The organism is Kocuria sp. WRN011, assembly GCF_002295155.1.
GTDB classification, from domain to species: domain Bacteria; phylum Actinomycetota; class Actinomycetes; order Actinomycetales; family Micrococcaceae; genus Kocuria; species Kocuria carniphila.
This window is the reverse complement of the sequence record NZ_NSGI01000001.1, coordinates 68847-81937: the sequence shown is the minus strand read 5'-3', so window position 1 is coordinate 81937 and position 13091 is coordinate 68847. Positions and strand designations below refer to the sequence as shown.

Annotated in this window: 10 protein-coding genes and 2 riboswitches; of the genes, 7 read left to right on the top strand and 3 right to left on the bottom strand. The window is 64.2% G+C overall.

The annotated features are described in order from the left end of the window. Positions 1-78: 78 nt before the first annotated feature. A complete protein-coding gene (locus CKW39_RS00370) occupies positions 79-1899 on the bottom strand; it encodes a glycoside hydrolase family 15 protein (RefSeq protein ID WP_095796232.1) in 1821 nt (606 codons plus the stop codon). Between the two features lie 231 nt (positions 1900-2130). On the opposite strand from CKW39_RS00370, the gene purS reads away from it, so the two are divergent. The 5 genes from purS (at position 2131) to cls (ending at position 7683) form a co-directional block, all read left to right on the top strand. Continuing rightward, positions 2131-2388 carry a phosphoribosylformylglycinamidine synthase subunit PurS gene (gene purS / locus CKW39_RS00365; RefSeq protein WP_095796231.1) on the top strand — a complete coding sequence of 86 codons (258 nt, stop codon included), beginning with the start codon at positions 2131-2133 and terminating at the stop codon, positions 2386-2388. A 2-nt stretch (positions 2389-2390) separates the two neighbouring features. Next, positions 2391-3182 (top strand): phosphoribosylformylglycinamidine synthase subunit PurQ, encoded by a 792-nt coding sequence (purQ, locus tag CKW39_RS00360; RefSeq protein WP_095796230.1) that lies wholly within the window; start codon positions 2391-2393, stop codon positions 3180-3182. Between the two features lie 149 nt (positions 3183-3331). After that, positions 3332-5629, top strand: coding sequence for a phosphoribosylformylglycinamidine synthase subunit PurL (gene purL, locus CKW39_RS00355; RefSeq protein WP_095796229.1), 2298 nt, complete (start codon positions 3332-3334; stop codon positions 5627-5629). 17 nt (positions 5630-5646) lie between these two features. Then, complete coding sequence (locus CKW39_RS00350; protein WP_095796228.1) at positions 5647-6171, top strand: GNAT family N-acetyltransferase; 525 nt, start codon at positions 5647-5649, stop codon at positions 6169-6171. 21 nt (positions 6172-6192) lie between these two features. Continuing rightward, positions 6193-7683 carry a cardiolipin synthase gene (gene cls, locus CKW39_RS00345; RefSeq protein WP_095796227.1) on the top strand — a complete coding sequence of 497 codons (1491 nt, stop codon included), beginning with the start codon at positions 6193-6195 and terminating at the stop codon, positions 7681-7683. A 72-nt stretch (positions 7684-7755) separates the two neighbouring features. Here cls and CKW39_RS00340 read toward each other — a convergent pair whose 3' ends face one another. Then, positions 7756-9177: an LLM class flavin-dependent oxidoreductase gene (locus CKW39_RS00340; RefSeq protein ID WP_095796226.1), complete on the bottom strand. Its 1422-nt coding sequence runs from the start codon at positions 9175-9177 to the stop codon at positions 7756-7758. An 83-nt stretch (positions 9178-9260) separates the two neighbouring features. Continuing rightward, positions 9261-9375: riboswitch (SAM riboswitch) on the bottom strand. A 90-nt stretch (positions 9376-9465) separates the two neighbouring features. Here CKW39_RS00340 and CKW39_RS00335 point away from each other — a divergent pair. Next, positions 9466-9885 (top strand): CoA-binding protein, encoded by a 420-nt coding sequence (locus CKW39_RS00335; RefSeq protein ID WP_095796225.1) that lies wholly within the window; start codon positions 9466-9468, stop codon positions 9883-9885. A 331-nt stretch (positions 9886-10216) separates the two neighbouring features. Continuing rightward, a riboswitch (SAM riboswitch) is annotated at positions 10217-10311 on the top strand. Further along, entirely contained in the window at positions 10305-12443 is a 2139-nt protein-coding gene (locus CKW39_RS00330) for an AMP-binding protein (protein ID WP_095796224.1), read from the top strand. (Overlaps the previous riboswitch by 7 nt.) 70 nt (positions 12444-12513) lie before the next feature. Here the strand turns inward: CKW39_RS00330 and CKW39_RS00325 are convergent, their stop codons facing one another. After that, positions 12514-13071 carry a hypothetical protein gene (locus CKW39_RS00325; protein ID WP_016996184.1) on the bottom strand — a complete coding sequence of 186 codons (558 nt, stop codon included), beginning with the start codon at positions 13069-13071 and terminating at the stop codon, positions 12514-12516. Positions 13072-13091: the final 20 nt, after the last annotated feature.

Here is a 13091-nt window from a genome sequence, read left to right as displayed (position 1 = left end):
AATAATTGCGGCTCGACCAGGGGTCGCCGTCTGGCCAGGGGTTGCCGTTCAGCCAAGAACTACGGCCCGGGGAGATGGTCAGGACTCTGCATCTTGGTCACGCAGTGCAAGGGCCGCGTTGAGCACCGCCAGGTGACTCAAAGCCTGCGGAAAATTGCCCAGGAACGAATAGTCTTCGGGATCGATCATCTCCGTGAACAGACCAAGATCGTTGGACAACTCCACCATGCGGTCCATAAGTTCCACGGCCTGCTCGCGCTGACCGACGGCGGTCAGCGCGGCGACAGTCCAGAACGAACACGCGACAAATGCGCCTTCCTCGGCCTCCATCCCGCTGTAGCGGTACATCAACGGCCCTCGACCAAGTTCTTGCCGGAGTGCGGCAATGGTCGATTCCATCTTCGGGCCGCGGTCGAAGCCGGTCATCGCGTGCAACAGTACTGACGCATCGAGCTCTTCGGTCCCCGGGTACCAGACGTATGCTCCCCGTTCCGGATTCCAACATTTGGTGTCGATCCACGTCCTGATGCGCTGTTGTTCGGCCCGCCAGCGATCCACACAGCCGGAGATGTGACCGTCCTCCGCCAGCCGCACGGCACAATCCAACCCGTGCCAGCACCCCATTTTGGAGCTTGTGTAATGGCGGTGTTCGGGCAGTTCCCACATCCCCGAATCGGGGCGCCGCCACACGTCGCAGATCGCGTCCGCGAGATCGGCCAACATACGGGCAGTGGCCGTGTCCAGCACGTTACCGCCTGCCACGTAGCGGTGCGCCACGTCGAACACGTCCCCGTAGACACCCAGTTGTAGTTGGTCGGCCGCTTCATTGCCCGCCACGACCGGGCCGATACCGCGCCAACCTGGAACGTCGTACTCTTCCATGCGCGCTTCGGGGACTTCGCCGTCCAGACGGTTGAGCACGTGTAGGTGGGGCACCTGGGCCCGTACCAGCCGAAGCAGCCAGGACACTTGGGCGTGCACGTCCTCCTGCTCCCCGAGCTGCAACAAAGATTGCAAGGAATAGGTGGCGTCACGAATCCAGGCAAAGCGGTAGTCGTAATTCTTGGTGCCCGCCATGTTCTCGGGCAGGGATGTGGTCGCGGCCGCTGCCACGGACCCTGAAGGACTGTGGCTCAATAATTTGAGCACCAGGGCACTGCGTTGGACTTCCTCACCGTAGGGTCCGTCGTAGTCGAGCAGATCCCCCCACCGCCGCCACGTGTCCCGAGTCATGTCAAGGTTCTTGCGGATCTCACGTGGAGCCGGTAGCCGTAGGGGTTCGCCGTGCGTGGCCACCACCGCGAGCAAGTGCTGCGAACCAGGGGTGGTTCGGAAGGATCCCGACATCTGCTGTTCCTCGATCGTGCTCTCACCCACGTGTTCACCGCACACCCCCACCGAGACCTGATTGGTGCGCAGCACGGGCTTGCCCGCTGTGACATCAACCCAGGGAGAGACCGTGTTGAGCATGGTTCCCGGGGCCACACGCCATCGCATGGGAACAGTTCCCTCCAGGCCTTGCACCGCCCGCGCGAGTTCGTTCCAGGGCAGTCGCCCGGTCGAACCAACGTTCAACGAGTCGGTGACCTGCACCCTCCCCGAGGGAGTGGTGTACGTGGTCTGCAGAATATTGGTGCCCGAGAGATACTCACGTTCGACCTCGAACCGTTCGTCCGGACATAGTTCGATACATCCGCCGTGCTCTGCATCCAGCAATCGCGCGAAAGTGGGGGCCGAATCCAAATCAGGAATCGGGTACCAGTCCACGGATCCGTCATGGGAGATCAGAGCAACCGTGCGACCATCACCGACCACCGCATAGGAGCGCAGATCCACGTACCCATTGCACCGGGGTGACAGCTCGTTAACCGACACCGCGTTGCACCGCGTTGCATTCATCCGACTGCTCCTCACATCGCGCTCATCACATACATCAGTGTGCTGACCATCGTAGGAGAGCCCCGACCGCCGGGCCACTTCGGCGCCTCCATCAGCCCGGAACGAGACGGAGTCACACGGCCCCGCACCCAACAGTCACCGGTCCGGGGACCCGTCACTTCACACGCTGCCATGGTCGAGCTTGCAGACCGATAGGATGGGCAAGGATTAGCTCGAATCTCAGGAGTTGAAATGGCCCGTATCGTGGTTGATGTTATGCCCAAGCCGGAAATCCTTGACCCGCAGGGCAAGGCGATCGCCAACGAACTGCCCCGCATTGGGCTGGACGGATTCAGCGAGGTCCGCCAGGGCCGCCGCTTCGAACTCACCGTGGACGGTGAGGCAACGGACGAGGTACTCGCCCATGCCCGCGAGGCCGCCGAGAAGCTGCTGTCCAACCCGGTCATCGAGGACGTCGTGAACGTGTCGGTGCTGGACCAGGAGAACTGATCGTGGCCCAGAATCTGACCGCCGACCAGACCCCCCTGATCGCGGATCTGTCCCAGCCGGCGCCGAACGCCGCGTTGAAGGACATCCGCGTGGGCGTGGTCACCTTCCCGGGCACCCTGGACGACCGCGACGCCATGCGCGCCGTGCAGATCGCCGGCGGCACCGCGGTTCCGCTCTGGTACGCGGACGAAGACCTGCAGAACGTGGACGCCGTGATCCTGCCGGGTGGCTTCTCCTACGGGGACTACTTGCGCGCCGGCGCCATCGCGCGCTTCGCGCCGCTCATGGACAAGATCATCGACGCCGCCAATTCCGACGCCGCTCTGCCCGTCCTCGGCATTTGCAACGGTTTCCAGGTACTCACCGAATCGCACCTGCTGCCCGGTTCCATGATCAAGAACGAGCAGTTGAAGTTCCTCTGCCGTGATCAGGCGCTGCGCATCGAGAACGCGGATACTGCCTGGACCGGCCGTTACGAGCAGGGCCAGACCATCGTGGTACCGCTCAAGAACCAGGACGGCCAGTACGTGGCCGATCAACGCACCCTGGACGAGCTCGAGGCCGAGAACCGCGTTGCTTTCCGCTACGTGGGCGGCAACCCCAACGGCTCACGCAACGACATTGCGGGAATCACCAACGCACGCGGCAACGTGGTGGGTCTCATGCCCCACCCGGAGCACGCCGTGGAACCCGGCTTCGGTGCGGACTTCTCCGGTTCCGGTGATGTGGACATGCGCCACGGCACCGACGGCCTGGACATCTTCGTGTCCGCTCTGGAGTGCCTGACCCGCTAGCGTCCGCCAACCGGGCGGCCCTTCTGTGGACCTCATGGTTCACTGACCCGCTGACCGGCTGGCCCCAACTTCATCAGACATTCTTCGTGTGAGCGCCGGGAACGCACCGTACGCGCCCACCACCACGGCAAGGGATTCTCGTAACCGACATGAGCGAAACTCACTTCAATCTGGACACTGTTGAGCACGCCGCCGCCACCCCGAACACCGAGCTGCCCTGGGCCGAGCTGGGGTTGACCGAATCCGAGTTCGATCGGGTCAAGGAGATCCTGGGCCGCCGCCCAACCGCCGCCGAATTGGCCATGTACTCGGTCATGTGGTCCGAGCACTGCTCGTACAAGTCCACCAAGGTGCACCTGCGCCAGTTCGGCGACAAGGTCACGGAAGAGATGCGCAAGGACCTCATGGTGGGCATCGGCGAGAACGCCGGCGTCACGGACATCGGTGACGGTTGGGCCGTGACCTTCAAGATCGAGTCCCACAACCACCCGTCCTTCGTGGAGCCGTACCAGGGTGCAGCGACCGGCGTGGGTGGCATTGTCCGCGACATCATTTCCATGGGTGCCCGCCCGGTGGCCGTGATGGATCCGCTGCGCTTTGGCGCCATCGACCACCCGGACACCCAGCGCGTGGTGCACGGCGTGGTGGCCGGTGTGGGCGGCTACGGCAACTCGCTGGGTCTGCCCAATATCGGCGGTGAGGTGGAGTTCGATCCCTGCTACCAGGGCAACCCGCTGGTCAATGCCCTGGCCGTGGGCGTCATGCGCCACGAGGACATCCGCCTGGCCAACGCCTCGGGTACAGGCAACAAGGTGGTGCTGTTCGGTGCACGCACGGGCGGCGACGGCATTGGTGGCGCCTCCGTGCTGGCTTCCGAGTCCTTCGACGATTCCAAGCCCTCCAAGCGCCCCGCTGTGCAGGTGGGGGACCCGTTCGCGGAGAAGGTCCTGATCGAGTGCTGCCTGGAGCTGTTCAAGAGCTCCCTGGTGGAGGGCATCCAGGACCTCGGTGCCGCGGGTATTTCCTGCGCGACCTCCGAGCTGGCCTCCAATGGTGACGGCGGCATGCGCGTGGACCTGACCAAGGTGTTGTTGCGCGACCCCACCCTGACGCCGGGCGAGATCCTGATGTCCGAATCGCAGGAACGCATGATGGCCGTGGTGACCCCGGAGAAGGTCGAGGTCTTCGAAGCGGTCATGGCCAAGTGGGACGTGGAGTACTCGTGGATCGGTGAGGTCACCGACACCGGCCGGTTGATCATCGACTACCAGGGCGAAGTGATCGTTGATGTGGATCCGCGCACCGTGGCCCACGACGGCCCGGTCTACGAACGTCCCTACGCTCGCCCTGACTCCCAGGACCAGCTGCAGGCCAACCACTTCACCGGCTCTCCCGAAGACGCCTCCCGCCCCTCCGGTGCGGAGCTGCGCCAGGCCGTGTTGGAACTGATGGCCTCACCCAACCTGTGCTCCAAGGACTGGGTCACCAGCCAGTACGACCGCTATGTACAGGGCAACACCGCCATGGCCATGCCCGATGACGCCGGCGTGATCCGCGTTGATCAGGAAACCGGCCTGGGCGTGGCCCTGTCCACCGACTGCAACGGCCGCTACACCCGCCTGGACCCGTACGCCGGTGCGCAGCTCGCGCTCGCCCAGGCCTACCGCAACGTGACCACCGCGGGAGCTCGCCCCGCGGCCGTCTCGGACTGCCTGAACTTCGGCTCCCCCGAGGACCCGGACATCATGTGGCAGTTCGCCGAAGCCGTGCGTGGCCTGTCCGACGGTTGCCAAGAACTGGGCGTGCCCGTCACGGGCGGTAACGTCTCGCTCTACAACCAGACCGGCGGCGTCGCCATTAATCCCACCCCGGTGGTCGCCTTGCTGGGCGTGCTCGACGACGTCGCTCGCCGCACCCCGTCCGGGTGGCGTGAGGACGGTCAGGCCATTTATCTGCTCGGTGAGACCGCTGACGAACTGGACGGTTCCGAGTGGGCCCGCGTGCGGGGTCACCTGGGCGGACAACCGCCCGCGGTTGATCTGAAGCAGGAGCGTATCCTGGGGGACATGCTCGTCAATATGTCGCGGGACGGCATGATTGACGCAGCACACGATGTTTCCGAGGGTGGCTTGGCCGCGACCCTGTCGGAGATGGCCCTGCGCTTTGGCGTGGGCGCACGGATCGGCCTGGGGGAAGTTGCCGATCGGGACGGCGTGGACACGTTCACGCTGCTGTTCTCCGAGTCCCAGGGGCGGACCGTAGTGGCCGTTCCGCGTTCGGAAGAGGTGCGCTTCAAGGACATGTGCACCGTGCGCAACTACCCGTTCGCGCGCATCGGCGTGGTGGACGCGGAGTCCGGAGCCCTGGACGTCCAGGGTGAGTTCTCCGTTGATCTGGAGGCCTTGCGAGAGGCCCACAGTGCCACCCTGCCCAAGTATTTCGGTTGATCATAAGGACAGACACCATGACTGAGGTTCTTGAAGAGCTCAGCCCGGAACGATCGATTCGTACCGAACGTCTCTTGCTGCGTCCGTTCACCCAGGACGAGCTTGAGTCGATCGCAGAATCAACGGACCTGCCACAGTTCGCCCAGGGGTTTCCGACTCCCGAGGATCAGGACTGGGCTCAGACCGCGTTGGATGCCGGCAGCTATTTCTTCACCGAGACCATGTACTCGATGTTTGCCATGGTGGACGCGGCATCGGGTCAGATTATCGGCATGGCAGGTTTCGTAGGCCCGCCCATCGACAACGAACTCGAGGTCGTAGGGTCCGTTGTGCCGAACCGACAGAATCAGGGGTACGCGGGCGAGGTGCTCCCCTACTTGGTCGAGCTGGCCTTCCAGAATTCCCAGGTCAACGCGGTGAACGCTTCCGTGCCGTGGGGTAATCAGCCCGCATGTCGGCTGCTCCTCACGCACGGTTTTGAGGAGCGCCCGAGCGGCGGCTCCGAATCCACGTATGTGCATGTCCGCCCGGAGACGCATTGAAGCAACTGAGTTAGCCGGCTGATGTTCCCCTGGACCCCCTACGAACTGTTCTCCCCGGACACTGTCCCAGAGTGGATCCTGGTGATCCTGGGTGTCATCGACCTGCTGGTCCGAATCGTTGCGCTCGGCTGGATCCCGCATAACCGCAGGCCCTCCGTCGCCTTGGCGTGGCTGCTGGCCATCTTCCTCCTGCCCTACGCGGGGCTGTTGTTGTTCCTGGTCGTTGGTTCCTCCCGTCTACCGCGAAAGCGGATGGAGAAGCAGGCCAAGATGAACGACATCATTCGGGAGAACACCCCGGAGGACTTCGCCCTGGGCGAGGAGTTCCATCACCTGCCCGAGTGGGTCACCACGACCGCCAAGCTGAACTACCAGTTGGGCGCACTGCCCATGGTGGGCGGCAACGGCTTCGACATCCTCACGGACAACCATGACTCCATGGCGCAGATGGCCCGTGACGTGGACCGCGCCACGGATTATGTGCACTTCGAGTTCTACATCGTGGCCACGGATCGGGTGTCCCAGGTCTTGCTGGATTCGCTCGTTCGGGCCCACGAACGCGGTGTGAGGGTGCGCATCCTGATCGATCACGTGGGTTCGCTGGGCTACCCCGGCTACGCGGAACTGGTCCGCCGCTTCAACGCCTCCGGCATCCCCTGGCGACGCATGCTGCCGATCCGCCCGTGGCGAGGTGAGTGGCAGCGTCCGGACCTGCGCAACCACCGCAAGATCCTGGTGGTGGACGGTTCGATCGCCTACACGGGTTCGCAGAACATCATTCATCGCTCGTACAACAAGAAGAAGAACGTCCGCCGCGGCCTGGAGTGGAAGGATCTGATGATCCGCTGCTCCGGCCCCGTGGTTGCCGAGCTCAACGCGGTATTCGTTTCCGACTGGTATTCGGAGACCGACGACCTGCTCCTGGACGAGGCCACCGAGGTCCTCACGGACGTCGAAGGCCCCGTGTATGCCCAAGTGGTCCCCTCGGGACCCGGGTTCGAGACCGAGAACAACCTGCGCCTGTTCAACCACCTCATTTACAACGCCAACCGGCGCGTGGTGATCTCCAGCCCGTACTTCGTACCGGACGAATCCCTGCTGCACGCGCTCACCACCGAGGCGCAGTCCGGGGTGGACGTGGAGATTTTCGTGGGAGAGTCCTCGGACCATTTCCTGGCACAGAACGCCCAGAATTCCTACTATTCCGAACTCGCCGAAGCCGGGGTCAAGATTCACCGCTACAGCTCCCCCACGGTGCTGCACGCCAAGTTCGTGCTCGTGGACGACCTGATCAGCGTGATCGGTTCCTCCAACATGGACGAGCGGTCCTTCGCCCTGGACCTCGAGGTGTCCGTGATGATCGTGGACCAGGGTTTCCACGACCGCATGGAGGAAGTGGTAGAGGAGTTCAAGGCCTCCTCCACGCTGCTCGACCTCGATCTCTGGAACAAACGCCCCATGCGGCAGAAGTACGTCGAGAACGTCTGCCGCCTCACGTCGGCTTTGCTCTAACACCGACGACACCGCTGCCGCGACCTTTTCGAGCGAAAGGTCGCGACAGCGGCGTCGTCGTTCTTGAGGCTGTTAGCCCACCAGCTCGCGAGCGGCGGTGTCCGCCACGGACGGCTTGTCGGCGTACGCACCGCGGTACTGCGCTGCCGGGTGGGTGTCCATGACCTGGGGCTGGCCGGCGCCGTAGAGGGACTCGCGCAGGGTGGAGCCTTCGTACTCGGTGCGGTAGCGGCCGCGCTTCTGCAGCTCGGGAACCACGTACTCCACGAAGTCCTCGAAGGACCCGGGGCTCACGTGGTAGGCCAGGTTGATGCCGTCCAGACCACCCTCGTCGACCCAGGTCTCGAGCTGATCGGCCACGGATTCCGGCGATCCCACGATCACGTCACCCATGCCGCCCAGAGCACAGTGCTTGGCGATCTCCTCGCGGGTCCACTTCTTGTCCTTGGACTGCAGGGTGAACGGGGTCAGGAAGGACTGGATGGAGTCGGTCTTGATGTAGTTCAGGGCCTCGTCCTCGTCGAACTGGCTCAGGTCCACGCCGGACCAACCGCCGATGATCGCCTGGGATGCCTCCAGGTTCACGTAGGAGAGGTACTCCCGGTACTTCTCTTGGGCCTTCTCCTCGGTCTCGTCCACGACCACGGAGAGCATCGCGTAGATCTTGACGTCGTCGCGGTGGCGGCCCTGCTCCTCGGCCTGCTCGCGGATCTTGTCCGTGACGTAGCGGGTGAGATCCGGACGCAAGCCGCCGATGAACACGGCCTCCGCGTGACGTCCGGCGAACGCCTGGCCCCGCGAGGACGCACCGGCCTGGAAGATCAGCGGGGTGCGCTGCGGGGACGGCTCGGTGAGCGCGGCACCCGGAACGGTGAAGTACTTGCCCGAGTGCTGAATCGGGTGGACCTTCTGGGTGTCAGCGTAGACGCCGGCCTCGCGGTCCTTGACCACGGCGCCGTCTTCCCAGGAACCCTCCCAGAGCTTGTAGCAGACGTCGAGGAATTCCTCGGCAATCTCGTAGCGGGTATCGTGCTCGATCTGGCGCGGCAGACCCTGGTTCTCCGCGGCGGAGGGCAGGTACGAGGTCACCACGTTGAAGCCCACGCGGCCCTTGGTCAGGTGATCGAGCGTCGCGTACTTGCGGGCCAGGGTGTAGGGCTGCTCGTAGGTCACCGCGCTGGTCACGCCGAAGCCCAGGTGCTCGGTCACGGCGGCCATGGCGGAGATCTGCATGAACGGATCGTTCACGGGAACCTGAGCGCCGTCCGACACGGAGGGTGCGGCAGAGTTCTTGTAGATGTCGTAGATGCCCACCACGTCCGCCAGGAACAGGGCGTCGAACTTGCCCTTCTCCAGCGTCTTGGCCAGGTTGGTCCAGTACTCGATGGTGTTGTACTCGGTGGCCTTGGACCGCGGATGACGCCACAGACCGAAACTCTGGTGGTCCACGCACGTCATGTCGAAGGCGTTCACGGAAATCCGCTTTTTGCTCATGTGTGCCCCTTTGGGTCGAACCCGACCCGCGCCCCGTGCACCACCTGCGGCGGCCTACTCTGCGGGTCCAGCGCGCTTGTGTGGCGCCGTACTTGCCACATGCGGTGTGCCATGCGGCCCGATCCTCACCTGGGGCACCCCGCTACGGGAGAGGGTTGCCGTCCGACAAGCCAGGGCTGTGCGTCGGAACTCATGATCGTTCTGCGCCCCACTGTACCGTTTCCGTGGCCCCTCCGGCGGCTCGTGAAACATAATGACCGAGCTGATTCACAGTGAGACGATGGTCATATGAGTGATCGCCACGTCAACGATCCGGACCAGATTCGCGAGCTACTCGCGACCCCGGGGCGGTGGGCCATTGTTGGGCTGTCCACCAACCGCACGCGACCCGCGTTTGCGGTGTCCCGCCGGATCCGTGACGAGTTCGGGCAGCAGATCATCCCGGTCAATCTGGCGGGCGAGGACGTACATGGCGAGACGGGCTATCGATCGCTCGAGGACATCCCGGGGCACGTGGACGTGGTCGACTGTTTCGTGAACTCCAGCCGCGTGGGTGAAGTGGTGGATCAGGCGATCGACATTGGTGCCGGAGCGGTGTGGATGCAGCTGGGTGTGACCGATCAGGCCGCTGCCGAACGGGCGAAGGCCGCCGGGGTGAAAGTGGTCATGAACACCTGCCCGCTGATCGAGGCCCCGCGGGTTCTGTAGGGCCCGCGGGTTCTGTAGGTGCGGTGGTTCCGTAGTCGCACTGGTCCTGTAATCGAGAGCGCGGCCGGCATTCCCCACGAGCCGTCGACATTCTGGGTAGAGGTTCGCGCGCGGAGCCCGGTATTTAGTGCGATCCCCTACCGAAAATGTTCATGGCCTCCTTTGACGTGCGAACCTCTGCCAGGAATGTTCATTGCCGCCCCTGACGTGCGGTCCTCTACCAAAAATGTTCATTGCCGCCTCTGACGTGCGAACCTCTGCCGAAAATGTTCAGACACCGCTCGCGGACTCAATTTGCGACCGCCCCCTCCCGAGACGTTGAATGGAACGGTTCCCATCCGGAGCGGCCGAGAGACCTGGCTCGTTGACGTCGCAGCAACCGGTACCCGTGCGGTGCAAGGTGCTAATGCCAGGAGACGATGGAGTTGATCGAGATTACTTCCTTCTCAGACCCTTACTCGCCCACGCCCAATCCCGCGCTGATCTCGGATGAGGCGCGCGAGGAGTTCTGGGCCAAGCAGGCGACCCGTCTGGACTGGGCCGAGCCGTGGCACACGACCCACCGCTTCGACAAGCCGCAGAAGATCGGCACGGACGATGCTGGCAACGACATCCTCTCGGTACCGGAGATCGCCTGGTTCGAGGGCGGCAAGCTCAACGTTTCCTACAACTGCGTGGACCGCCACGTGGAAGCCGGCCGCGGCAATCACGTGGCCCTCTACTTCGAGGGTGAACCCGGGGATCGCCTGGTCTACACCTACGCGGACCTGCAGCGTGAGGTGTCCAAGGCTGCCAATGCCCTGCTGAAACTCGGTGTGGAAAAGGGCGACCGCGTGGTCATCTACCTCCCCGTGATTCCCGAAACCGTCATCATCACGCTCGCGTGCGCGCGTATCGGCGCGATCCACTCCCTCGTGTTCGGAGGCTTCTCCGCCGAGGCTCTCAAGTTCCGTGTGGAAGACACCGGTGCCAAGGTCCTGGTGACCACGGACGGGCAGAACCGGCGCGGCGCAGTCGTCCCCGTGAAGACCAACGCGGACCAGGCGTGCAGCGGCGAGAACAACATCGAGCACGTGATCGTGGTGCGCCGCACCTCGCGACCTGGCCGCATGGATCTGCCGCGCGGCACCCGCGGGCTGCGTTCCAAGCAAGAGGACACCGTGCCGTGGACGCGTGGCCGCGACGTGTGGTGGCACGAGCTGACCGCGGATGTATCGGACGTGCACGTGCCAGAGGCCTTCGACGCGGAGACGCCCCTGTTCATCATCTACACCTCCGGCACCACGGGTAAGCCCAAGGGCCTGGTGCACACGATGGGCGGGTACCTGGTGCAGACCGCATATACGCACGCCCTGATGTTCGATCTGCTCCCGGACGTGCCCGATGCCAACGGCGTGCTGCGGCCGGACGAGCTCTCCGCTGTGAACGACCCGGCCAAGGTGGATTCGACCGTTCACTGGTGCACCGCCGACCTCGCGTGGGTCACCGCGCACACCTACGAGATCTATGGCCCGTTGGCCAACGGCGTGTCCGAAGTGATCTACGAGGGCACACCGAACACCCCGGATTACGGGCGTCATTTCGAGGTCATCGAACGCTACGGCGTGACCAATTACTACACCGCGCCCACGCTGATCCGCTCACTCATGGGCGCCTTCCCCAAGGGCTTGCCGCAGGTCTACAACCTCTCGTCCATCCGCTTGCTCGGTTCGGTGGGCGAATCCATCAATCCCGAGGCGTGGCGTTGGTTGCGAGCGCAGGTCGGCCGCGGCGAGGTCCCGTTCGTAGACACGTGGTGGCAGTCCGAGACCGGCACGTGCGTGGCCTCCCCGCGCCCGCACGATCCGCAGTTCGCACCGCCCGGCACGTTCGACGACGCCGCTCCGCACACCTCCCTGAAGCCCGGTTGCGCCACGCGCGCCGTCCCGGGCGTCTCGGTCCGCGTGCTCGACGACTCCGGCGAGGAAGTGGGCCCCAATCTGCAGGGTTTCGCCGTGGTCGACAAGATCGGCCCGTCCATGGCCCGTACGGTCTGGGGCGACCCGCAGCGCTACCTGTCCTCGTACTGGGCGGCCTACGGCGAGCGCGGCTGGTTCCTCGCCGGAGACGGCGCTCGCACCGATGACGAGGGCGACCTGTACATCCTGGGCCGCGTGGACGATGTGATCAACGTGTCCGGGCACCGGTTGTCGACCATCGAGATCGAGTCCGCCCTGGTGACCCACCCTCACGTGGTCGAGGCCGGCGCGACCCCCATCAAGGATCCCGTCACCGGACACGCCGTGCTGGCCTACGTGGTGCTCACAGCGGACGCGCAGTCGCTGTCCGCGGCTGAGGTTCGGGAAGAACTCCGGGCGCACGTGGCGCAGGAGATCGGCCCGATCGCCAAACCCCGCGAGGTCATCGCCGTGCCGGATCTCCCCAAGACTCGTTCGGGGAAGATCACCCGTCGCCTCTTGACCCAGCTCTACGAAGGTCAGACCTTGGGCGACCGCTCCTCGTTGCAGAATGAGGAAGCTCTTGACGCGATCGCCGAAGTCCTGGCGACACGCGAATAAACGTGGGCTGAGCAAGGAAAAGCGCTGAGCGGCGTCGTCGGGCCGGCTGGGTTGAGCCGGCCCGACGATTTCAGCGGAGCTTGACCATCCGCCGGATGAACACGATCAGGACGATCCCCATGGCCGCGAGCGGCAGCCACATCAGGTCCGCACTGAGGATCCCGAGCCAGCCTCCCACCATGATGGCCAGGACCGCCGCCATACCGGCAACCACCCACACCAACATCTGTACGGCGTTCTTGTACTGACGCTGCACGTTGTCCCGGGTGAGGGTCACGGGGAAGTTGAAGACCCGTGGGTATCGCGTCAGCACTCCACAACCGATCGTCAGCAGACTCAGCAGCACGAGGATAATGGCGGCCTCTTGGAAAGACCCCTCGCGGGTCACGTCACCAGTGAAGTCGTAATGGAGGGCGAAATCTCCCTGGGCACCCGAATACCGCAGGAAGAAGTACACCGGCAGGGCCACGGCCGAGATCATGCTGACCAAAAGAAGCACCCTGTGGAACGGATCCAGCGCAAAGTTCGGTTGAGGCCGCTCCCTGAAGGTCGTGATGGGTTGATCGCCATCGAGGTCCTGGGCTCGGTTGCGAGTTCTTTCCCGCGGGGCGTCACGTGAGTCAGTCATCCAGCGCTCCTAGTCATCGC

Excerpts from the sequence above, each read along its gene's own strand:
- CKW39_RS00370 (WP_095796232.1), bottom strand. The coding sequence starts at position 1,899 with ATGAATGCAACGCGGTGCAACGCGGTGTCGGTTAACGAGCTGTCACCC.
- purS (WP_095796231.1), top strand. The coding sequence starts at position 2,131 with ATGGCCCGTATCGTGGTTGATGTTATGCCCAAGCCGGAAATCCTTGAC.
- purL (WP_095796229.1), top strand. The coding sequence starts at position 3,332 with ATGAGCGAAACTCACTTCAATCTGGACACTGTTGAGCACGCCGCCGCC.
- CKW39_RS00350 (WP_095796228.1), top strand. The coding sequence starts at position 5,647 with ATGACTGAGGTTCTTGAAGAGCTCAGCCCGGAACGATCGATTCGTACC.
- cls (WP_095796227.1), top strand. The coding sequence starts at position 6,193 with ATGTTCCCCTGGACCCCCTACGAACTGTTCTCCCCGGACACTGTCCCA.
- CKW39_RS00340 (WP_095796226.1), bottom strand. The coding sequence starts at position 9,177 with ATGAGCAAAAAGCGGATTTCCGTGAACGCCTTCGACATGACGTGCGTG.
- CKW39_RS00335 (WP_095796225.1), top strand. The coding sequence starts at position 9,466 with ATGAGTGATCGCCACGTCAACGATCCGGACCAGATTCGCGAGCTACTC.
- CKW39_RS00330 (WP_095796224.1), top strand. The coding sequence starts at position 10,305 with ATGGAGTTGATCGAGATTACTTCCTTCTCAGACCCTTACTCGCCCACG.
- CKW39_RS00325 (WP_016996184.1), bottom strand. The coding sequence starts at position 13,071 with ATGACTGACTCACGTGACGCCCCGCGGGAAAGAACTCGCAACCGAGCC.